Annotated in this window: 14 protein-coding genes and 1 pseudogene; 10 read left to right on the top strand and 5 right to left on the bottom strand. The window is 70.9% G+C overall.

Going from position 1 to position 20,638, the window contains the following annotated elements; genetic code table 11:
- Nucleotides 1–17: 17 nt before the first annotated feature.
- The 9 genes from solA to ADL01_RS33875 all read left to right on the top strand — a co-directional run bounded on the left by solA (nt 18) and on the right by ADL01_RS33875 (nt 9,876).
- Complete coding sequence (gene solA, locus ADL01_RS33915) at nt 18–1,154, top strand: N-methyl-L-tryptophan oxidase (protein ID WP_053745883.1); 1,137 nt, start codon at nt 18–20, stop codon at nt 1,152–1,154.
- Between the two features lie 118 nt (nt 1,155–1,272).
- On the top strand, nt 1,273–1,953 hold the full coding sequence (locus ADL01_RS33910) for a haloacid dehalogenase type II (RefSeq protein ID WP_053745882.1): 681 nt from the start codon (nt 1,273–1,275) through the stop codon (nt 1,951–1,953).
- Between the two features lie 118 nt (nt 1,954–2,071).
- Complete coding sequence (locus ADL01_RS33905; RefSeq protein ID WP_053745881.1) at nt 2,072–3,166, top strand: ABC transporter substrate-binding protein; 1,095 nt, start codon at nt 2,072–2,074, stop codon at nt 3,164–3,166.
- The gene (locus ADL01_RS33900) at nt 3,159–4,325 is read left to right on the top strand and encodes an ABC transporter ATP-binding protein (RefSeq protein WP_234354886.1); all 1,167 of its coding nucleotides are present in this window, start codon (nt 3,159–3,161) and stop codon (nt 4,323–4,325) included. The genes ADL01_RS33905 and ADL01_RS33900 overlap by 8 nt, the downstream gene beginning before the upstream one ends.
- A gap of 3 nt (nt 4,326–4,328) precedes the next feature.
- Nucleotides 4,329–5,231 carry an ABC transporter permease gene (locus ADL01_RS33895; protein WP_053745880.1) on the top strand — a complete coding sequence of 301 codons (903 nt, stop codon included), beginning with the start codon at nt 4,329–4,331 and terminating at the stop codon, nt 5,229–5,231.
- Nucleotides 5,228–6,070, top strand: coding sequence for an ABC transporter permease (locus ADL01_RS33890; protein ID WP_053745879.1), 843 nt, complete (start codon nt 5,228–5,230; stop codon nt 6,068–6,070). The genes ADL01_RS33895 and ADL01_RS33890 overlap by 4 nt, the downstream gene beginning before the upstream one ends.
- A 46-nt stretch (nt 6,071–6,116) precedes the next feature.
- A complete protein-coding gene (locus ADL01_RS33885; RefSeq protein WP_053745878.1) occupies nt 6,117–7,397 on the top strand; it encodes an NAD(P)/FAD-dependent oxidoreductase in 1,281 nt (426 codons plus the stop codon).
- Nucleotides 7,398–7,439: 42 nt separating this feature from the next.
- Complete coding sequence (locus tag ADL01_RS33880) at nt 7,440–8,891, top strand: NAD-dependent succinate-semialdehyde dehydrogenase (RefSeq protein ID WP_053745877.1); 1,452 nt, start codon at nt 7,440–7,442, stop codon at nt 8,889–8,891.
- Between the two features lies 1 nt (nt 8,892).
- Entirely contained in the window at nt 8,893–9,876 is a 984-nt protein-coding gene (locus ADL01_RS33875) for a D-2-hydroxyacid dehydrogenase (RefSeq protein WP_053745876.1), read from the top strand.
- 32 nt (nt 9,877–9,908) lie between these two features.
- Here the strand turns inward: ADL01_RS33875 and ADL01_RS46855 are convergent, their stop codons facing one another.
- The 3 genes from ADL01_RS46855 to ADL01_RS33865 form a co-directional block, all read right to left on the bottom strand.
- The gene (locus ADL01_RS46855) at nt 9,909–10,184 is read right to left on the bottom strand and encodes a hypothetical protein (protein ID WP_234354885.1); all 276 of its coding nucleotides are present in this window, start codon (nt 10,182–10,184) and stop codon (nt 9,909–9,911) included.
- A gap of 230 nt (nt 10,185–10,414) precedes the next feature.
- A complete protein-coding gene (locus tag ADL01_RS33870) occupies nt 10,415–13,330 on the bottom strand; it encodes an FAD-binding and (Fe-S)-binding domain-containing protein (RefSeq protein WP_053745875.1) in 2,916 nt (971 codons plus the stop codon).
- Nucleotides 13,327–14,595 (bottom strand): aspartate aminotransferase family protein, encoded by a 1,269-nt coding sequence (locus ADL01_RS33865; RefSeq protein ID WP_053745874.1) that lies wholly within the window; start codon nt 14,593–14,595, stop codon nt 13,327–13,329. Before ADL01_RS33865 ends, ADL01_RS33870 begins: the two co-directional genes overlap by 4 nt.
- A 251-nt stretch (nt 14,596–14,846) precedes the next feature.
- On the opposite strand from ADL01_RS33865, the gene ADL01_RS42970 reads away from it, so the two are divergent.
- The gene (locus ADL01_RS42970) at nt 14,847–16,472 is read left to right on the top strand and encodes a PucR family transcriptional regulator (protein ID WP_078960910.1); all 1,626 of its coding nucleotides are present in this window, start codon (nt 14,847–14,849) and stop codon (nt 16,470–16,472) included.
- Between the two features lie 62 nt (nt 16,473–16,534).
- Here the strand turns inward: ADL01_RS42970 and ADL01_RS33855 are convergent.
- Nucleotides 16,535–19,000: pseudogene (locus tag ADL01_RS33855) on the bottom strand (GH92 family glycosyl hydrolase); the annotation flags it as partial.
- Between the two features lie 387 nt (nt 19,001–19,387).
- The gene (locus ADL01_RS33850; protein ID WP_234354884.1) at nt 19,388–20,512 is read right to left on the bottom strand and encodes a lytic polysaccharide monooxygenase auxiliary activity family 9 protein; all 1,125 of its coding nucleotides are present in this window, start codon (nt 20,510–20,512) and stop codon (nt 19,388–19,390) included.
- Nucleotides 20,513–20,638: the final 126 nt, after the last annotated feature.

Below are 20,638 nucleotides of genomic sequence, written 5' to 3'. Positions count from 1 at the left end.
TCGAAAGGAGCGACCTCATGCGCAGTCCGAAGCGCGTCGCCGTGATCGGTGCCGGCAGCATGGGCAGCCAGGCCATGTGGCGGCTGGCGGCCCGCGGAGCCGAGGTCATCGGCTACGACCGGTACGCGCCGGGTCACGACCGCGGCGCGGCCGGGGGCGAGAGCCGCATCTTCCGGGCCGCCCACCTCGGCGAACCCGGGTACATTCCGCTGCTGCGGCTCGCGGACGGGCTGTGGGAGCAGCTCCAGGCGGAGACCGGCCGGTCGCTGCGACGCCGTAGCGGCTGCCTCGTGATGGGCGAGGCCGCCTCACCGTCCGCACGCCTCCTCCTCTCCACCAGCGCCGCCCATGGGCTGGATCACGAGGTGCTGGACCGGGAGGAACTCGCCCGCCGCTACCCGCAGCACCGGCTCCCGGACGGACACACCGCCGTCCACGACCGGTTGGGCGCCGTCATCAGGCCGGAGGCGTCGATCCAGGCCGCCGCCGCCCGTGCCGGGCAACTGGGTGCCCGGCTGCACCGCTACACCACGGTGCGCGAGGTCGTCCCGGCGGCGGGCGGCGGCGTGCGGATCGTCACCGACCAGGGCACGGACCACGTGGACGCCGCCGTGGTGACCGTGGGCCCCTGGATCAACACCCTGCTCCCGGGCCTCCCCCGGACCGTCGATGTCCGCCGGGTGGTCTGCTCCTGGCACCTGCCCACGCGCCACGACTGGTTCGCGGACGGGGCCCCTCCCTTCGTACGCGCCACACCCCACGACTGCTTCGGCATCCCGTCGCCCGACGGCATCTCCGTCAAGCTCGGTCTCTCGGTCAAATACCATGCGCCGGTGCCCGAGCCCGAACGGCTCGACCGTACGGTCCGCCCCGAAGAACTCGGCACCTTTCGCGAGCTCATCGGTGAACTCATGCCCGACCTGAACCCCGACCCCATCAGGATGTCGGCCTACATGGAGGGCTACACCGACTCCGGAAACCCGCTCGTCGGTCATCTCCCCGGCGAGGACGACATCATCGTCCTGGCCGGATTCTCCGGCAGCGGCTTCAAGTTCTCGCCCGCGATGGGAGAGATCGCCGCCGACCTGGCTCTCGACGGCACCACGGAGCACCCCGTCGACTTCCTCGCTCCGGCAGGAGTCGGCGCCACCTGACCCCCGGCGATGTCGACGGCACCGCCACCCCAACTCGACGTCTCTGTCATGAGCATGCCCGAAAGCGCGCGCACCGGGCCGTCATCAGTTCCTTCCAGCAGAAGACAGGAGCATCCTCATGCCCATTCCCTCGCTTCAGTTCCGCCCGAAGTACGTGTCGTTCGACTGCTACGGCACGTTGATCGAGTGGCCGATGACCCCCATCACGCGTGAGCTCGTCGGCGACCAGATCCCCGCTGAGCACTGGGACCAGTTCGTGAAGGAGTTCCGCGGCTACCGCTACGACTCGGTCTGCGGCGAGTACTACCCCTACGAGCAGACGCTGCAGGACGCCTTCGAGGGGGTCTGCCGCAAGTGGGGCGTCAAGGCCGCCCCGGACGCGGGCAAGCGGTTCGCCGACGGCGTCCGCAGCTGGGGCCCGCACGCCGACGTGCCGGAACCGCTGAAGAAGATGGGCGAGAACTACAAGCTGGTGATCCTGTCCAACGCCGGAGACGACTTCCTGGAGGAGACCGTGCCCCGGCTCGGGGCGGACTTCCACGCGGTCTTCACCGCGGAGCAGGCCGGCTACTACAAGCCCCGGTACGCCGCGTTCGAGTACATGCTCGACCAGCTCGACGCGTCCCCCGAGGACTTCGTGCACGTCTCCTCGCACACCCGCTACGACCTGATGCCGATGCACGACATGGGCTTCCGCAACCTCATCCTCCTGGACCGCGGCTGCGACCCGGTGACCCACGGCTACGACTACGTGACCGTGAAGTCGCTCGACGACCTCAACACCATGCTCGGCATCTGACTCACGACGCACCTCACGACGCCCCTCGTCCCGCACGGACAGCACCGAAGGACCCCCCACCCCCCACCTCAGCGATTTCCGTTCCCCCGCATTCACCACCACCGCCAGGAGGCGCCCGATGGAAGACAACCGGATAGGCCGCAGAACCGTACTCCGCACCGCAGGCGCGCTGGCCGCCGCCACCGCGGTGACCGGCTGCGGCACCCTCATGGGCACCGGCGACAGCCGCGGTTCGTCGGGCGGCGGCAAGAAGAGGCTCGTCGTCAGCAACAGCGGCGGCACCTACAACGACGCCTTGACGAAGGCGATCTACGAGCCGTTCACCAAGGAGACCGGCATCACGGTCACGACGGTCAACTACCAGTCGGCGCAGATCATCGCCCAGGTCAAGCAGGGCCGTCCGCAGGTGGACCTGCTGGACAACACGCTGCTGAACTTCCAGAAGATGACGAGGCTGGAGTGTCTGGAGCCGGTGGACCACGACCGGCTGAAGAACGTCAAGGGCGCCGGGATCGCGGAGCACAACCTGCCGGAGCACGCGGTCGGCAAGAACGTGTGGTGCAGCTTGATGGCCTACCGCACGGACAGCCTCAAGCGGATCCCGAAGAACTGGGCCGACTTCTGGAACACGGACGCCTTCAGCGGCCCCCGCTCGCTGCAGAGCGCGGAGGTGGACCTGCCGGAGCTGGAGTTCGCGCTGCTGGCCGACGGGGTTCCGCTGGACAGGCTGTATCCCCTGGACGTGGACCGGGCCTTCGCGTCGATGTCGCGGATCCGCGGCGGGGTGAAGAAGTTCTGGAACACCGGCGCCCTGCCGGCCGTCCTGCTCGGCCGCAAGGAGGTCGTCGCGACCAGCCTGTGGGGCGGTCGCGCCGACGATCTGATCAAGCAGGGGATGCCGGTCGCCTACCAGTGGAACGGCGCCCGCAGGATGACCAACGGCTGGGGCATCCCGAAGGGCGCGGACAACACGGACGCGGCCTACAAACTGATCGACTTCTCGCTGCGTCCTGAGGTGCAGGCGGCGTTCGCCAAGCTCTTCCCGCACGGTCCGGTCGTCCCCGGCGCCATCAAACTGCTCGCGGAGGATGTCCTGGCCACGCTGCCGACCTCGCCGCAGAACCTCAAGGTCGGGTTCGACGCGGACGCCGTCTGGTGGGACAAGAACCGTGACGCCGTCACCAAGCGCTGGCAGGAGTGGGCCGATGCCTGAGCGCACCCAGACTCCGACCGCCGCGAAGCTGTCCGCCGACGACCTCGCCGCTGCCCTGGCCCCGCACTCCTCCTCACCGACGGGCAAGTCACTGTCGGTGACGGGACTGCGCAAGTCCTACGCCGGGACGACGGTGGTCGACGGCGTGGACATGGAGATCGCGGCCGGTGAGTTCGTCACCTTCCTCGGCTCGTCCGGTTCCGGCAAGACGACCACGCTGATGATGCTGGCCGGGTTCACCGAGCCCGACTCCGGCTCCGTCGCGGTGGACGGCCATGACGTCACCGGTCTCAATCCGGCCAAGCGTGACTTCGGCTTCGTCTTCCAGCAGTACCTGCTCTTCCCGCACATGACCGTCACCGAGAACGTCGCCTTCCCCCTGCAACTACGAGGGGTGGACAAGGCGGAGATCCGCCGCCGGGTCGGGGAGACGCTGGAGGCGGCGGGCCTGTCGAAGTTCGCCGGCCGCAAACCCCGTGAACTCTCCGGCGGGCAGCAGCAGCGGGTCGCCCTGTGCCGGGTCCTGGTCTACCGCCCGCCGATCGTCCTGATGGACGAACCGCTCGGTGCGCTGGACAAGCGGCTCCGCGACCAGATGCAGACCGAGATCAAGTCCATCCAGCGCGAACTCGGCCTGACCGTCGTCTACGTCACCCACGACCAGGAGGAAGCACTCGTCCTGTCGGACCGGATCGCCATCATGAAGGACGGCCGTATCGAGCAGTTCGACACCCCCCGCGGCCTGTTCGAACGCCCCCGCACCCCGTTCGTGGCCGACTTCCTGGGCGCCGCCAACTTCCTCACCGGCAAGGTCGAGGACGGTGGAGCGGACGACCGCACCCAGGTACGGCTGGACACCGGCGGTGTGCTCACGGCCCGCGCCCACCCCTGCGTGCCCGGACAGAGCGTGCGCGCCGCGGTACGGCCGGGCAAGCTGCGCCTGGTCAGTGCCGAGGAGGGCTGCTGTACCGGCACCGTCGAGACGGCCGTCTACGTCGGCTCACTCACCCGGATCACCGTTCGCCTGGACGGTGCCGCTCCGGGAACGCCGCCGCTGCGGATCGAGACCACCGCTGTACCGCCGCGCAAGGGCGAGCGGGTGTGTGTCACCGCCGACCGGGACGACGTCAGCGTCTTCGACGCCACGGACGGGGGGTGAGCCGTGGCCGGCACCGCTCTCGCACCCGCCAAGGCGCGTGGGAAAACGTCCGCGATGCCCGGGCACCGCTCCCGGATCGCCCTGGTCAACGCCGTCCCCGTCACGGTGTTCCTGCTGGTGCTGTTCGTGTACCCGATCATCGGAGTGCTCTCCCTCAGCCTCAAGGGCGACAGCGGCGGATTCACCCTGCACTGGTACGCCGACGCCGTCAGCGGCGTGAATCTCACCGTGCTGCTGTCCACCCTGCGGATCTCCGCCGAGACCGCGGCCCTGAGCCTGCTGGTCGGTTTCGTCCTGGCACACGCCATCGCCCGGATGCGGCCCGTCTTCGCCGCACTGGCCATGCTCATCGTGGTCGTACCGCACTTCATCAGCGCCCTGGTCCGCACCTACGGCTGGATCATCATGCTCGGTGAACACGGCCTCATCAACACCCTGGCCACCTCCGTACACGCCCCCGGCGCCCCCTACTCCCTGCTCTACAACGAGACCGGTGTCGTCATCGGCACCACCTCGGTGATGCTCCCCTACACCGTCCTCGTGCTGCAGGGCGTGATGCGGGGCGTCGACGGCCGGCTCCTGGCCGCGGCGGCAGGCTTCGGCGCGAGCCGGCTGACCATCTTCCGCAGGATCTACCTGCCGCTGGTCGCGCCCGGGATCGGCACCGCGGGGCTCCTCAGTTTCATCCTCTGCCTGGGCTACTACATCACCCCCGCCCTGATGGGTGGCAACCAGCAGACCGTCGTCGCCGCGCTCATCGACCAGCAGGTGATGAAGCAGGACCAATGGAACTCGGCCGCCGCCTTCGGCGTCATCCTGCTCCTGCTCACCTTCGCCGGCCTCGGCGTGCTCGGCCTGGCCAAGCTCCGCCGCAAGAAGGCCCACGCACGAAGGAGCAGCTCATGATGGAACTGCCGCCCACCCGGGCCGGACACATCGGCCGCGCTCTGAGCGCCATCGCGATCCTGCTGTTCCTGGCGATGCCCATCGTCATCATCCTGGTCACCTCCTTCGGCGCCGACGGCATCGGCACCTTCCCGCCCAAGGAGTACAGCACCCACTGGTACGAGCAGATGGCCGCGCCCGGCGGCAACTGGGCCACCTCCATCGCCCTGTCCAGCCTCATCGCCGCCCTCACCACGGTGTTCTCCCTCATCCTGGGAGCCACCGCCGCCACCGCCCTGGCCCGTGGCCGACTGCCCCTGCACACGGCGGTCTACGGGCTGGTCCTGGCTCCCCTGCTCATCCCGCAGGTGGTCATCGCGCTCGGCCTGTTCCTGTTCTTCGAACCGGCCGGCATGCTCGGCAGCCCGCTGGCCATCGCCCTCGGCCACACCGTGCTCGCCGCACCCATCGCCATCCTCATCATGATCTCCACCCTGAGGGGCATCGACGAGCGGCTGGAGGACGCGGCGGCCAGCATGGGCGCCGGCCGGATGACCATCGCCCGGCGCATCACCTTCCCCCTGGCCACCCCCGGCCTGATCGCCGCCGCCGTGTTCGCCTTCATCACCAGCTTCGACGAGTTCTTCATCGCCCAGTTCATGTCGACACCCGACACCCGAACCCTGCCGGTCCTCGTCTTCAACGCTCTCCAGTTCGACGTCGACCCCACCGTCACCGCGGTCAGCGCCGTCCTCATCGCCCTGGCCGTCCTCGCCCTCGCCCTGGTCGCCCTCGTCCGCAGACTCGGCGGCCACCGCAACCAGCAAGGCGGCCTCCTGCCGACGGAACCCCTCACCTGAGCCCGGCCGCGCCCCACTTCGAAACTTCCCGCAAAGGACCCCTGAGATGAAGACGATTCCCTACTGGATCGAAACCGCTGGGGTGTTTCCCGACCGGTCCGGCAAGCCGCTGACCGAGGACACCGACCTGGTGGTCGTCGGCGCCGGCCTGACGGGCCTGTCCACCGCCCTCCACTCCGCCCGCAAGGGCGCCCGCGTCACCCTTGTCGAGAAGGGCCAGATCGGCTCCGGTGCCTCCGCGCGCAACGGAGGCATGGCCAACCTGGGCTTCACCATCGGCGTACGCCAGGCCGTCCGCCGCTACGGACTCGAACGGGCCCGCGAGATCTACAACTCCTACGGCAAGGCCGTGGACACCGTCGAGCGGCTCGTGAACGAGGAGTCCATCGACTGCCAGTTCCGTCGCGTCGGGCGCCTGGTCGTCGCATCCCGCCCCGCCCACTTCGAAGGCAAGAAGGCCCAACAGCGCGACCTGGCCAAGTACTTCGGACACGAGACCACTCTGGTCGGCAGGTCCGAGCTGCGTTCGGAGATCGGCTCCGACGCCTACCACGGCGGCCTGCTCGACCCGTTCAGCGCCGCACTGCACGTCGGCCGCTTCGTGCGCGGCATGGCCGAGGCGTGCGAGCGCACCGGTGTCGAGATCCACGAGCGCAACGCGGCCATCGGCGTGCGGCGTACCGCCGCCGGCCGGTTCGAGGTCAGCACCGAGCGCGGTGTCATCCGTGCCGGGCAGGTCATGATGGCCACCGACGCCTACACCGACAAGAACTTCCCGTGGCTGCGCCGCCAACAGGTCTGCGTGGGCAGCTTCATCATCGTCACCGAGCCGCTCGGCGAGGAACTCGCCCGGGACATCATCCCCAAGGCCCGCCTCATCGTGGACTCCAACAAGGTCTGCCACTACTTCCGGCTCACCCCGGACAACCGGCTGCTGTTCGGCGGCCGCGCCCGCTTCGCACCGTCCGACCCCACCTCGGACAAGAAGAGCGCAGCCGTCCTGTTCCGTGACATGTGCGAGATCTTCCCCCAGCTCGCCCGGACCAGGATCGAGTACGTGTGGGGCGGCTCCGTCGGTTTCGCGATGGACCGCGTCGTGCACGCCGGGCAGACCGAGGACGGCGTCCACTACTCCATGGGGTACGCCGGCCACGGCGTGCAGATGGCCACGCACATGGGGCAGGTCATGGCCGAGGTGCTGGACGGCCACCCCGAGGTCAACCCCATGCGCGATCTGGCCCCGCCCCGGATCCCCCTCTACAACGGCACCGCCTGGTTCCTGCCCTTCGCGGGCGCCTACTACAAGACGCTGGACCGCATCCGCTGACCGGTCGGCAGCCCTCACCACACGTCCAAGGAGATACTTACGATGACTGTCGTCCGTGATGTTCCCAAGCAGCTGTTCATCGGCGGCACCTGGCAGGACGCCCAGTCCGGCCGGACCCTGCCCGTCGACAACCCGGCCACCGGCGAGGAACTGTGCCAGGTCGCCGACGCCTCACCCGCCGACGGCCGGCGTGCCGTCGAGGCCGCGGTCGCCGCGCAGGCTTCCTGGGCCGCCACCGCGCCCCGGGTGCGCAGCGAGATCCTGCGCCGCGCCTACGACATCATCATCGCGCGCACCGAGGACCTCGCGCTGCTGATGACCCTGGAGATGGGCAAGCCCCTGGCCGAGGCGCGTGCCGAAGTCGCCTACGCGGCGGAGTTCTTCCGCTGGTTCTCCGAGGAAGCCGTCCGTATCGACGGCGGCATGACCACCGCCCCCGACGGCAAAAACCGCCTGCTGGTCACCCGTCAACCCGTCGGCCCCTGCCTGCTCATCACCCCCTGGAACTTCCCCCTGGCGATGGGCACCCGCAAGATCGGCCCCGCCCTCGCCGCCGGCTGCACCATCGTTCTCAAACCCGCCCCCCAGACCCCCCTGGCCAGCCTCGCTCTGGCCGGCATCCTCACCGAAGCGGGGCTGCCGGCCGGTGTGCTGAACATCGTCACCACCACCGACGCGGCCGCCGTCGTCGAACCTCTCCTGCGCGGCGGGAAGATCCGCAAGCTCTCCTTCACCGGCTCCACCCAGGTCGGCCGGATCCTGCTGGCCCAGTGCGCCGACACGGTCATCCGCGCCTCCATGGAACTCGGCGGCAACGCCCCCCTCGTCGTCTTCGACGACGCCGACCTCGATGTGGCCGTCGAAGGCACCATGGTCGCCAAGATGCGCAACATGGGCGAGTCCTGCTGCGCCGCCAACCGCATCTACGTCCACACCTCCGTCGCCGACGAGTTCGCCACCCGCCTCACCGCCCGCATGGCCGCCCTGAAGGTCGGCCCCGGCACCGAACCCGGCACCGACGTCGGACCCCTCATCGACGCCGCCGGCCGCAGCAAGGCCCACGACCTCGTGCGGGACGCCGTCAAGCGCGGCGCCAAGGTCCTCACCGGCGGCGAACTTCCCGAGGGCCCCGGCTGCTTCTACCCGCCCACCGTCCTGACGGGCATCGCCCCCGACTCCGCGATCATCGACACGGAGATCTTCGGCCCGGTCGCCGCGATCCGTACCTTCGACACCGAGGACGAGGCCGTCGCCGCCGCCAACGACACCGAATTCGGCCTGGCCGCCTACCTGTTCACCCAGAACCTCGACCGCGCCCTGCGCGTCGCCGAACGCCTCGAAAGCGGCATGATCGGCCTCAACACCGGCCTGGTCTCCAACCCGGCCGCCCCCTTCGGCGGCGTCAAGCAGTCCGGCCTGGGCCGCGAAGGCGGACGCGTCGGCATCGACGAGTTCCTCGAGTACAAGTACATCGCCGTCCCCGTCGGGGCCTGACATGCCCGACCGACTCGTGGTCCTCTACCGGGGCAACCGGCCACCGGCCACCGGCGTCATCGAACGCCTCACGAACACCGTCTACGCCACGGAGGAGGAACTCCCCTACCTCCTCCCCGGCGCCGACGCCCTCCTGGCCTGGGTGACCACCACCCCGGCCATCCGCGAGGCCTGGCCCGACGACCCGCGGAAGGCACCGCGCTGGGTGCACGCGTCTTCCGCGGGCGTGGACTCCTTCCTGTTCCCCGCCCTGGTGGACGATCCGGGCGTTGTCCTGACCAACGCCCGGGGCGTCTACGACCAGCCGACCGCCGAGTACGTCCTCGGCCTGATCCTCGCCCTGGCCAAGGACTTCCCCGGCACCTGGGAGCACCAGCAGCGCCGTGAGTGGCGTCCGCGCCCGAGTGACGGCATCACCGGCCGCACCGTGCTGGTCTGGGGGACGGGGCCGATCGGCCGGGCCATCGCCCGGCTGCTGCGCGCCGTCGGGATGCGGGTGTGCGGCGCGGGCCGCAAGGCCCGCACGGACGACCCCGACTTCGGCACGGTCCACGGTGCGCCGACCCTGCGCTCCGCCCTGGCGGAAGCGGACTACGTCGTCCTGGCCGCACCCCTCACCCAGGACACCCGGGGCATGGTCGACGCCCCCGTGCTCGCCGCCATGAAGCCGGGGGCGCGGCTGATCAACGTAGGCCGGGGCGGACTCGTCGACGAGGAGGCGCTGGTCGACCACCTCGCCGCCGGCCGGCTCGCCGGCGCGGCCCTGGACGTGTTCGCCCAGGAACCGCTGCCCGCCGAATCGGCGCTGTGGGACATGCCCGGCGTGATGATCTCCCCGCACACGGCGGGCGAGACCACCAGGGAGCGGGAGGCACTCGTCGAGGTGTTCCTCGACAACCTCACCCGACGCATCGAGGGCCGGCCGCTGCGCAACGTGGTGGACAAGCAGCGCGGATACGTGATCGACGAGACGCGCCCCGTCTGAAGGCGAGTGGCGCGCGCCCCGGCCGGTAGGTGTTACCGGCCGGGGCGCGCGCCACTCGCCTTTCGTGCACGCCCGCGATCTGCGGATGACCGACCCGGCCCGTCGGCAGGTCGCGGCGCAGGGTCGTGGTGAGGTCGCCCTCGACGATCTGGCAGTGGTAGAGGTCGCGCGCGGACCACCTCGCGGTTGCGGCCGGCGGCGTCCTCGGGGGACAGGCTGCGGGTGTTGGTGAGGGCGAAGAAGACGGCGCTGTCCTGGCGCAGGGCCCAGCGCAGGTCGTCCACCGTCCAGGACCTCAGGACGGGCACGTCGGCGACCGTCTGGGTGCCGGTCGGATCGTCGTCGAGGACGACGAGACGGGGCCGCCGGATACGCGGGCGGCCACTTCCGCGGCCCTCACCTCGCAGACGGGAGGCAGCCCTTCCAGCACTGCTGCTTCAGGGACGGGCCGCGTCTGGGCAGGGAGGTCCTGGTTCGTCATACGGCCGATTGCAGCAGCGGACCGGGCAGCGCGTCCAAGACACAATCCCGATGTGCCTTATAGGGCTGGTTTATGAGGGGCCGACATAGATGCTGATCGGTCGGCGGCGGTGTCGAGCAGTTCGGCCAGGTGCAGGGCGCGGATGCCCTGGTCGCCGGCCAGGTGGTCGATCTGGGTGGCGCAGCTGAAGCCGTCCGCCACGACGACTACCGGTGCCTCGTGGTCGAGGCCGTCGAGGCGTGGCTTCAGGGCCAGTTCGGCGACGGCCATCGAGGTGTCGTAGTGCTGTGCCTCGAAGCCGAAGTTGCCGGCGAGTCCGCAGCAGCCCTCGGCCTCGTCGACCTTCGTCACGCCGAGGCGGCTGAGCAGGTCGCGTGGGTGGCGGCCCTTGAAGGTGGCGTACTCGTGACAGTGGGTCTGCAGGACTATGTGTTCCGGCAGTTCGGGAGGCGTCCAGCCGGGCGCGGCGAGGTCGCTCAGGGCACCGGTCAGGGTGTGGACGCGAGCCGCGACGCGCTGGGCGGCGTCGGTGCCGAGCAGTTCGGGCACGTCACGCTTGAGGGCGGCGGCGCAGCTGGGTTCGGCCACGACGATGGGCCGGTCGTCGCCGTCCAGCCGGGCGACGGTACGGGCCATCACGCGGCGGGCGACGGACAGTTGGCCGGTGCTGACCCAGGTCAGGCCGCAGCACAGGCCGTCCTGGGTCGTGCAGGGGAGGCCGGCGTCGGCGAGTACCCGGCTCGCCGCTCCCGCCACCTCGGGGCGGAAGGCGCGGGTGAAACTGTCGACGAAGAGCAGGGCCTTCGCCGGTTCACCGGTCCTCGCCGAACGCAGGGCCCGGCGCAGCGCGCGCCGGGAGGCGAAGGCCGGGATCCGGCGCTTCGTGGTCACCCCGCCGAGGCGGGCGAGCAGCTTGCCGACGGGTCCGCGCAGCAGCGCGTTGACCGGGCGGGCGACGTATCCGGCGAGGGCGGAAGTCAGGGGCAGCCAGCCGAGGGAGTAGTGGGAGCGGGGCCGGAGCCTTCCCTTGTAGTGGTGGTGCAGGAACTCCGCCTTGTACGTGGCCATGTCCACGCCGACCGGGCAGTCGCTGGAACACGCCTTGCAGGACAGGCACAGGTCGAGGGCGTCGCGCACTTCGGTCGAGCGCCAGCCGTCCTCCACCAGCTCGCCGCGCACCATCTCCTGGAGCAGGCGGGACCGGCCCCGCGTGGAGTCGTTCTCCTCGCCCGTGGCCCGGTAGCTGGGACACATCACACCGCCCGCGTCGCTGCGGCAGCGGCCGACACCGACGCAGCGGCGTATCGCGCCCGCGAAGCCGTCCTCGTCGTGCGGGAAGGAGAAGAGGGTCTCGACGGGCAGCAGCACGTCGGCCGGCGTGTGCAGGGCCAGATCGGCGTCGAGCCGGGCCGGTGCCACGATGATGCCCGGGTTGAGCAGGTTCTCGGGGTCGAAGATCTCCTTGAAGGCGGCGAACGCGCGGATCAGCCCGTGGCTGTACATGACCTCCAGGAGCTCGCTGCGGGCCCGCCCGTCGCCGTGTTCACCCGACAGGGTGCCGCCGTGGCCGACGACCAGGGCGGCCGCCTCGCTCAGGAAGCGGCGGGCGGACCCGCGTCCGTCGGCGGTGGCGAAGTCGAAGTCGATGCGCACATGGACGCAGCCCGCGCCGAAGTGCCCGTAGAGCACGCCGGTCAGTCCGTGGTCGACCAGCAGCTTGCGGAAGTCGCGCAGGTAGGCGGCCAGGTTCTCGGGCGCGACCGCCGCGTCCTCCCAGCCGGGCCATGACTCCCCGCCGTCCACCAGGCGGGCGGCGAGCCCGGCACCGTCCTCACGGACCCGCCACAGCGCACGCCGTTCGGCCGCGCTCCGCACGACGCGCCCGCCGGTCGTGCGACCCCGGGTCCTGAGCACGTCCAGCAGTTCGACGGCGCGGGCGTCGACCGCGTCCTGGTCGTCGCCGTCGAGTTCGACGTACAGCCAGGCCCGCCCGTCGGGCAGTCCGGTCACGGAGTCGGGACCGCGCCGGGCGCGCATGGTGGCGACGATCGCCTCGTCCATGCCCTCCACGGCGGTGGGATTCCAGCGCAGGATCTCCGGCACGTCCTCGGCCGCGTCGACCACGTCGTCGTAGCCGAGCGTCAGCAGGGCGGAAGCCTGTGCGGTCGCCACCAGGCGGACCGTCGCCGCGGTGACGACCGCGCAGGAGCCCTCGGTGCCCACCAGGGCACGTGCCATGTCGAAGCCGTGCTCGGGCAGCAGGTGGTGCAGTTGGTAGCCGGAGACCTGGCGCGGAAGACGGCCCTGCTCGGTGCGGATCGGCGCCAGGTTGGCGTTGACGAGGCGGCGCACCTCCGCTTCGAGGCGGGCGACACGCTGTACGGCGTCCGTGTCGTCCGGGTCGGCCGCGCGCAGGCCGGTGCGGTCGGCGACGGCCCGCACGCCGTCGGCCGTCACGATCTCCAGCGCCTCGATGTGAGAGCTGGTACGCCCGTGCCGCACCGACCGGTTGCCGCACGCGTCGTTGCCGATCATGCCGCCGAGGGTGCAGCGGCTGTGCGAGGAGGGGTCGGGTCCGAAGGTGAGCCCGTGCGGGGCGGTCGCGCCGCACAGCGCGTCGAGGATCACTCCCGCCTCGACGCGGGCGGTGCGCGTGACCGGATCGATGTCCAGGATCCGGTTCATGTACCGGGAGAAGTCCAGGACGACGCCCGGACCGACCGCGTTGCCGGACAGGCTGGTGCCGCCACCGCGCGCGGTGACCGGAACGCCCGTCCCGCGACAGGCGCGCACCACCGCGACCACGTCGTCGGCGTCACGGGGGAACACCACGGCCCGCGGCGGAACGCGGTAGTTGGAAGCGTCGTAGGCGTAGAGGCCGGTGGAGCCCGCTCCGGTCTCCACCCGCAGGCCGGGAGCGGTCTCGGCGAGCCGCGCGACCAGCGGCTCCAGGGCCGTGGTGGGGTCCGTCATCGCCCTGCCGCTCCCGATGTTCCGGCCTCGACCGCGGTCGCCCACGCCCGGAGGCCCTCGTCCACCGCCGTCTCGTCGATGACGAGCGCCGGAATCATCCGTACGACCTGGTTCCAGGCCCCGCACAGCAGCAGAAGCAGGCCCTCGTCGACGGCGGCGCGCTGCACACGGGCGGCGGTCTCGGCGTCGGGGCTGCCGTCCTCGGTGACGAACTCGGTGGCCAGCATCAGCCCGAGGCCCCGCACGTCGCCGATACCCGGCGTCCGGTCGGCCACCGCCTCCAGCCCGTGGCGCAGCCGCTTGCCCATCGCCTCGGCGTTCTCGACGAGTTTCTCGTCCCGTACGACGTCGAGCGTGGCGCAGGCCGCGGCGCACGCGACGGCGTTGGCGCCGTACGTACCGCCCTGCGAGCCGGGCCAGGCCTTGGCCATCAGCTCCTCTGAGGCGGCGATGCCGGACAGCGGGAAGCCGCTGGCCAGCCCCTTGGCGGTGACGAGGATGTCCGGGATGACACCGAAGTGGTCGTGGCCCCAGAAGCGTCCGGTGCGGCCGACGCCCGTCTGTACCTCGTCGAGAATCAGCAGGAATCCATGGCGGTCGGCGCGCTCCCGCAGCCCCTCCAGGAACGCCCGGGTCGCGGGCACATAGCCGCCCTCGCCGAGGACCGGCTCGACGATGATCGCCGCCGTGTCGGCGGGCGCGGAGATCGTCTGGAGCGTGTAGTCGAGCTCCTTCAGGGCGAAGCGGGTGGCGGTCTCCTCGTCCCAGCCGTAGCGGTAGGCGGACGGGAAGGGAGTGACGACCACCCCGCTCATCAGCGGCGAGAAACCGGAGCGGAAGCGGGTGCCCGAGGTGGTCATGGCTGCGGCGGCGACCGTACGGCCGTGGAAGCCGCCGTGACACACGATGACGTTCGGCCGGCCGGTGGCCTGGCGGGCCAGGCGCAGCGCGGACTCGACGGCCTCGCTGCCGGAGTTGGTGAAGAACAGGCTGTCCAGGCCGGCCGGCAGCACCTCGCCGAGCTTGTCGACGAGGCGGCGCAGGGGCCGGTGCATGACCGTCGTGTACTGGCCGTGGATCAGCGTGCCCACCTGCTCCCGCGCCGCCGCCACGACCTTGGGGTGGCAGTGCCCGGTGCTGGTGACGCCGATGCCGGCGGTGAAGTCGAGATAGCGGCGGCCGTCCTGGTCGAAGAGGTGGACGCCCTCGCCCCGGGCCGCCACCACGGGCGTGGCCTGGCGAAGGTGCGGCGACAGTGCGGTCATGTTCGTCTCCCGGCCTCGGTGTTCGACTCTGCTGCGGTGTCCCCGAGCATCTCCGCGGACCAGGGGTGCGCCAACGTGCGATCTGTCCGGCGGGGGCGCGACATCCGGACGATGTGTCAGTCCCATCGGGGTCGGTGCCGGGCGCCGATCGTTCACGGACGGCTCTTGCGCAGGTCAGCGACGCTTGTCACAGTGGCCGGGCACTCCCGCGCGCGGCGCCGGGCCCGAGCAGGGGATCCCCTGGAGACACCGTGAACGACAACCACCCGGCCGGCCACGGGCCCGCCCGCGCGGTCACCCTCGCCGACGTCCTGGCCCTCCCCGTCCTGGCCGCCGGACTGCCCCAGGTCGTCACCGGCGCACTCCACCTGGACCGGCCGGTCGGGTGGGTCCACATCACCGAACTGACCGACCCCGCGTCCTTCCTCAAGGGCGGCGAACTCGTCCTGACCACCGGAATGCCGCTCCCGGAGGATGCGCCCGGCGTGCGCCGGTACGTCGACGAACTCGCCGACGTCGGGGCCGCGGCGCTGGTCATCGAGCTCGTACGCCGCTATCACCGCCCGCCGGACGCACTCGTCGACGCCTGCCGCCTGCGTGGCCTTCCCCTCGTCACGCTCGCCCAGGACGTCAACTTCCTTGAGGTCACCCAGGTCGTGCACGCGCTCCTGCTCGGCAACCAGGCGGACGCGATGCGCCGTACCCAGCGCATCCACGAGGCGTTCACCGCCCTGACCCTGCGTGGTGCCGGTCCGGAGGACGTGGTGCGTGCGGCGGCGGAGATGTGCGGCCGCACGGTGGTCCTGGAGAACCTGACGCACCAGGCACTGATCTGCGAACCGTCCGGCGGCACGGTGGCGGAGGCGCTCACCGGTTGGGAACGGCGTTCCCGAGCCACCGGGGCCGCCGACCCCACGGCGACATGCGGCCCGGCGGGCTGGCTCACCGCACCCGTCGAGTACCAGGGCGAGCGCTGGGGCCGTGTGATCATGCTTCCGGCCCGCCCGGACGGCCCCGCCTTCGGGCCGGAGGACATCACCGTGCTGGAGAGGACCGCGATGGCCCTGACCGTCGCCCGACTCGTCCATTCCACCCCGTGGGAACGCACGGCACACCGAAACGCCCTTCGCGACCTGGTCGACCAGCGCCACCACTCCGCCGAGGACGCCCACGCCCGCTGCGCGGCCCTGGGCCTGCCGACCGACCGAAGCCGGTTCGTCGCGGCCCTGGTGGCGTTCCGCGCCGACGGAGGGGGCACCGCATCCGAGACCCGCCTGTTCCAGGAGCTGCGGACGGCAGGTGTCCCGGCCCTGGTCGGCGAGTTGGCCCCCGACCGGCTCGGCATCCTGCTGGCGCTGCGACCCTCCCAGCCCTGGCGCCCCATCCTTGAACGCCTGTGCGGCACCGTGCTGAGTTCGGCCCCGCGGGCAGTGGTGAGCGTCGGCTCGGAGATCACGGACCTCTCCGACACCGCCCGCTCGTTCCGCGAGGCGGCCCGCGTCGCCGAGGCCACGCCACCCGGCCAGCCCCTCCCCCCGGACCGTTCCTTCCACGAGCTGTCCGACATCGGCCTGCCCCGCCTGCTGTACGCCCTCCGCGAGGACACCCGGATCCAGGAGTACACCGAACAGCGACTCGGGCGACTCATCGATCACGACGCCCAGCACGGCACGGACCTGCTGGCGACCCTGCGTCACTACCTCGAAGCGGCCGGCAACAAGACCACCGCCGCACGCCGGGGCGCCCTCTCCCGCGAAACCATGTACCAGCGCCTGCGGACCATCGAGCGGGTCCTCGACCGCGATCTGGAGTCCGGCGCACAGCGCACCGAACTGCACGTGGCTCTCACCGCACTCGACGCGCTTCGAGCCCACTGACGCGGACGGAGCGGCGGCCTCGGCAGGGGCAGCCTGACCACGGCCGCCCTGTCCGACACCCTGCCCGGTGCGAGCGTCGCACTCTTCGGGCCGACGCTGATCTGGTACGGCTGCTCGCCGGCCCGGAAGGACGGCGGGGCGTCGGACGGAGCGGTGCCCCAGGTGGGGTTCGGGGTGGCGGCGAGGGTGTAGTCCAGGGTGCCGCCGTCCCGGACGAAGGACGCCGGGAGCCAGGGGCGTTCGCTCGCCAGACCGTTGACCGCGAGGGACTGGACGTACGGGGCGTCCGCCGCCGCTCCCTGCGCGTGGATCGAGATGTCGTTGCCGTAGGGGCGGTTGATCTCGATCCTCGGGAACAGGGGTGAGGCCAGGACCAGTTCGGCTCGGGACGGCACCTGTGGGTACATCCCGAGCGCGGCGAAGACGTACCAGGAGGACATCGCGCCCAGGTCGTCGTTGCCGGGGATGCCGCCGGGGCGCGTCGACCAGAGCCTCGTCAGCGCCGCGCGCACCGTCTGCTGGGTTTTGTGCGGTGCGCCCGCGTAGGCGTACAGGTAGGGGACGTTGACGGACGGTTCGTTGTCCAGCTCGGACTTCTCGCCGCCGCTGCCGGTGAGCGCCCAGCTGCCGTCGGTGTGGTGGAAGAAGGCGTCCAGGCGGTCAATCGCCTTGGCGGCGCCGCCCATTGCCGTGAACAGGCCCGCCGGGTTGTGCGGGACCATCCAGGTGTACTGGGCCGCCGTACCCTCGACGAAGCCGTTGCCGGTGGCCGGGGTGAAACCGGGTACCCAACTGCCGTCCGCCTTGCGGTCGGTGATGTAGCCGCCGCTCGCATGGGCCGCGATGTCGAAGTTGTTCTGCCACCACTGGGCGCGCTTCAGGAAGCTGTCCGCGATCTCCGTCCGTCCGGCCGCGCGGGCCAGTTCGGCGAGGGCGAAGTCGGCGCCCGACATCTCCAGGGTCTCCGCCGCGCCGCCCCACGCGTTGGACACGGACGGCATGTAGTGAAGGGCCAAGTACTTGTCCAGGGAAGGGCGTTGCCCGACCGACAGGACCGGCCTGCCCGCCGGTGACAGGTCCCGTTCCGTCGGTGTCGTCGCCGCCCGCACCAGGGAGTCCAGCGCCCCGCGCAGGTCGAAGCGGGTACCGCCGAAGGCACGGATGCCGGCGAGGGCGGCGGGCGACGGGTCGCCGTTCATGACGTGGGTGCCGCTCGCGCCGTGCAGCCAGCGGTCCCACAACCCGCCGTTCTGGCAGCTGAGTTCGTAGAGGGACTGGGCGATGTCCGAGCCGGTGTCGGGGTCGAGGAGGGTGAGCAGCTGGACCTGGGAGCGGTAGACGTCCCAGCCCGAGAAGGTGCCGTACTGGCGGTCGTGGCCCGCCCGGACCAGGTGGACCCGGTCGTCGCCGCCCCGGTAGCGGCGGTCGGCGTCGCTGATGACGTTCGGGTGGAGGAGGGAGTGGTAGAGGGCGGTGTAGAAGGTGGTGCGTTCGGCTTCCGTGTCGCCGCCGACCTTGATGGCGTCGAGCCTGTCCCGCCAGGCCCGTCGGGCCGCCTGCTGGACCGACGTGAAGGAGCGGGCCGGCGGGTTCTCAGCCGCGAGGTTGGCCTCGGCGCCCGCCCGACTGACGTACGAGATACCGACCTTGACGCCCACCGGGCCGGTCCCGGGCTCGAACTCCGCATATCCGCCCGCCCCTTTGCCCGGCACGGGACGTCCGCTGTTGGCGGTGAAGCCGCCGGTCCCGCCGGACGCGGAGGTGGCGTCCGGGGTCAGCCGGTCGTCCTGCCAGGTGCCCGACGCCTTGAAAGCGCGGTCGAAGCGGGCCGTGAAGTGGAGCGTGTAGTAAGGGCGCCGGGCTTCCGGGTCGACGTGGCCGCAGAAATTGCCGGAGGTGACGGACCCGGAGACCGTGCGGGCGGCGGGGTCGATCGTGACCGTCGAAGCCGTCGAGCCCACCTCGGAGTTGGCGGTGCGGATCAGCATCGACGCCGGTCGGTCGGGCGGGTAGGCGAAGCGGGCGGAGCCGGTGCGGGTGGTCGCGGTGAGGTCGGCGGTGACCCCGGACGCCATGCTCACCCGGTAGTGGCCCGGCTCCGCACTTTCGTCGGCGTGGCTGAAGTCGGCCGCGTACACCGCGTCCTGGGTGTCGCTCGCCGGGGAGGACGTGACCTCACCCGCGTACGGGAAGAACGGGATGTCGCCGCTGCCGCCCGCGCAGCCCGTGCCGGACATGTGGGTGAGGCTGAAGCCTCGGATACGGGTGGTGTCGTAGTGGTAGCCGCCGGGGGCCGCCGTTCGGGTGGCGTCGCCCCGGGTGTTCTCCGGGCTCCAGGAGAGCATGCCGAACGGGACGACCGCGCCCGGGAACACGTCGCCGCCGTTTCTGGTGCCGATGAGCGGATCGACGTACGGCGTCGGATCCTGGACCAGGGGGATTGGCGGCGCTGCCCTCGCGGGCGTCGGGACGGGCGCGGCGAGCGCCAGGGCGGCGGCCAGCAGCAGGGACGTAAGGCGGACACGCATGACGCGGCCCCTCCTCCTTCGGACGGGTCGCGCACCACAGGTCGCACAAGCCGCGGGGACAGTGACGTGCGCCAGCGGTACCACGACAGAGGGCGCGCCTTCGAAAAGACGCGCCCTCGCGTCACGCGTGCGGGGTACCGGGTGCACTCCTGCGGAGGCGCAACCGGCTTGACGATGTTGTCCGTTGGAGCGATAGAGTGATGTCCAGACCACTGGACAACGTTGTCTTGACCAGTCGTCACACCCCGAAGTCATACCTCCCCGGGCCCAATCCCCCGTCCGGCCCGGCTCGCGGACCCGGTGGCCGAAGCCACCGGGTCCGCCCTGAGCTCTCACATCCGAGGAGCTCTCACAGAGCTCTCATCCGAGACGTGCGGCCCCGCCGATCTAACCGACCCGGCAGGGCAAGGTAGTCGCCGTCTCACCGCCCGAACCCCGGACGACGTACCCGAACGTCGCACTCTTGCCCGGATCGAGCGAGCCGTTCCAGTTGGCGTTGTGGACCATCACCGCCTGGCCGTTGTAGGTCGCGTCGCCGTTCCAGACACTGTCGACCGCCTGGCCCGCCGGAAGCGACCAGTCGACCATCCAGCCGAGCATCGGCACGTTCCCGGAGTTGGTGACGGTCACCTCGGACTGGTAGCCGCCGGCCCAGGTGCCCGTCGTACTGCGGGTGGCCGTGCACACGCCGGGCGGGGGCTCGGTGGGCGGGTTGCCGGGGTCCTTGATGCCGGTCACCTCGCCGTTGCCGCCGTCGAAGACGACGTCGGAGCAGGAGTAGAACGTCTCCGAGCTGTCGGAACGCTGCCACACCATGTAGATCAGGTGCCGCCCGGACTTGTTCGCCGGAAGCCTGCCGTTCCAGGAGTACTTGGTGTCGACCGTGCCCGGGGAGCCCGTGCGCGGTGGGTGGTCGACGCTCAGGAACGGCTGGGACTCGAGCGCGTCCCAGGTCAGTGTCTTGGTCGGGTCGAAGCCGTCCTTGGTGATGTAGACGTAGAACCAACCCGGGTGCGCCGCCCACGCGTTGTACGCGAAGTCGATGTTGGCGCCCGAGGTGAGGTGGGTCAACGGCCAGTCGGCGCTGGGGGTGTTGAACCCGGTGAAGTTCGGGTTGCCGCCGCTGCACAGCTGGCCGTCGGGGACGAAGCCCCGGGTGCGGCCGGCGCCGTCCGAGCGCAGCACCGAGAACCAGTTGTAGAACGGCGTGGTTCCGCTGACCTGTTGCGCCGCCTTGCAGGCCGGGTTGATCGGCTTGATCTCACCACTGCTGGTGAGGGCGTCCTGCCAGCACAGGAAGGTACGGCTGCCGGGTTTCATCGGCGTGCCGTGGGCCTCCGCGTCACCGCCCGCCGTGACGACCAGGCCGAGGGCCGGGATCACGGTGAGCAGGGCCAGGAGGACGAGGAGAAGGGCTCTGCCTCGAGTGGGGAGGGGTAACCGGCGTGGGGGACGGGAGGAGGGCGGGGACGAGGGTGAGGATGAGGGTGGAGACGGTGATGTCAGGGCCATGTCATGATCTCCTTCAGTCGTACGCGCCGCGCCGTACGTCGTGCGGTACGTACGGAACACGCGGGTGAAGGGGCGCACCCGGCTGGGGGTGCGCGTGATGTGCGAGGTGTGCGGTGTGGAGCGTGG

The organism is Streptomyces sp. NRRL WC-3618 (genome assembly GCF_001280005.1).
Lineage (GTDB): Bacteria > Actinomycetota > Actinomycetes > Streptomycetales > Streptomycetaceae > Streptomyces.
This window is presented reverse-complemented; position numbering and strand designations above follow the sequence as displayed.

Excerpts from the sequence above, each read along its gene's own strand:
- solA (WP_053745883.1), top strand. The coding sequence starts at position 18 with ATGCGCAGTCCGAAGCGCGTCGCCGTGATCGGTGCCGGCAGCATGGGC.
- ADL01_RS33910 (WP_053745882.1), top strand. The coding sequence starts at position 1,273 with ATGCCCATTCCCTCGCTTCAGTTCCGCCCGAAGTACGTGTCGTTCGAC.
- ADL01_RS33905 (WP_053745881.1), top strand. The coding sequence starts at position 2,072 with ATGGAAGACAACCGGATAGGCCGCAGAACCGTACTCCGCACCGCAGGC.
- ADL01_RS33900 (WP_234354886.1), top strand. The coding sequence starts at position 3,159 with ATGCCTGAGCGCACCCAGACTCCGACCGCCGCGAAGCTGTCCGCCGAC.
- ADL01_RS33890 (WP_053745879.1), top strand. The coding sequence starts at position 5,228 with ATGATGGAACTGCCGCCCACCCGGGCCGGACACATCGGCCGCGCTCTG.
- ADL01_RS33885 (WP_053745878.1), top strand. The coding sequence starts at position 6,117 with ATGAAGACGATTCCCTACTGGATCGAAACCGCTGGGGTGTTTCCCGAC.
- ADL01_RS33880 (WP_053745877.1), top strand. The coding sequence starts at position 7,440 with ATGACTGTCGTCCGTGATGTTCCCAAGCAGCTGTTCATCGGCGGCACC.
- ADL01_RS33875 (WP_053745876.1), top strand. The coding sequence starts at position 8,893 with ATGCCCGACCGACTCGTGGTCCTCTACCGGGGCAACCGGCCACCGGCC.
- ADL01_RS33870 (WP_053745875.1), bottom strand. The coding sequence starts at position 13,330 with ATGACGGACCCCACCACGGCCCTGGAGCCGCTGGTCGCGCGGCTCGCC.
- ADL01_RS33865 (WP_053745874.1), bottom strand. The coding sequence starts at position 14,595 with ATGACCGCACTGTCGCCGCACCTTCGCCAGGCCACGCCCGTGGTGGCG.
- ADL01_RS33850 (WP_234354884.1), bottom strand. The coding sequence starts at position 20,512 with ATGGCCCTGACATCACCGTCTCCACCCTCATCCTCACCCTCGTCCCCG.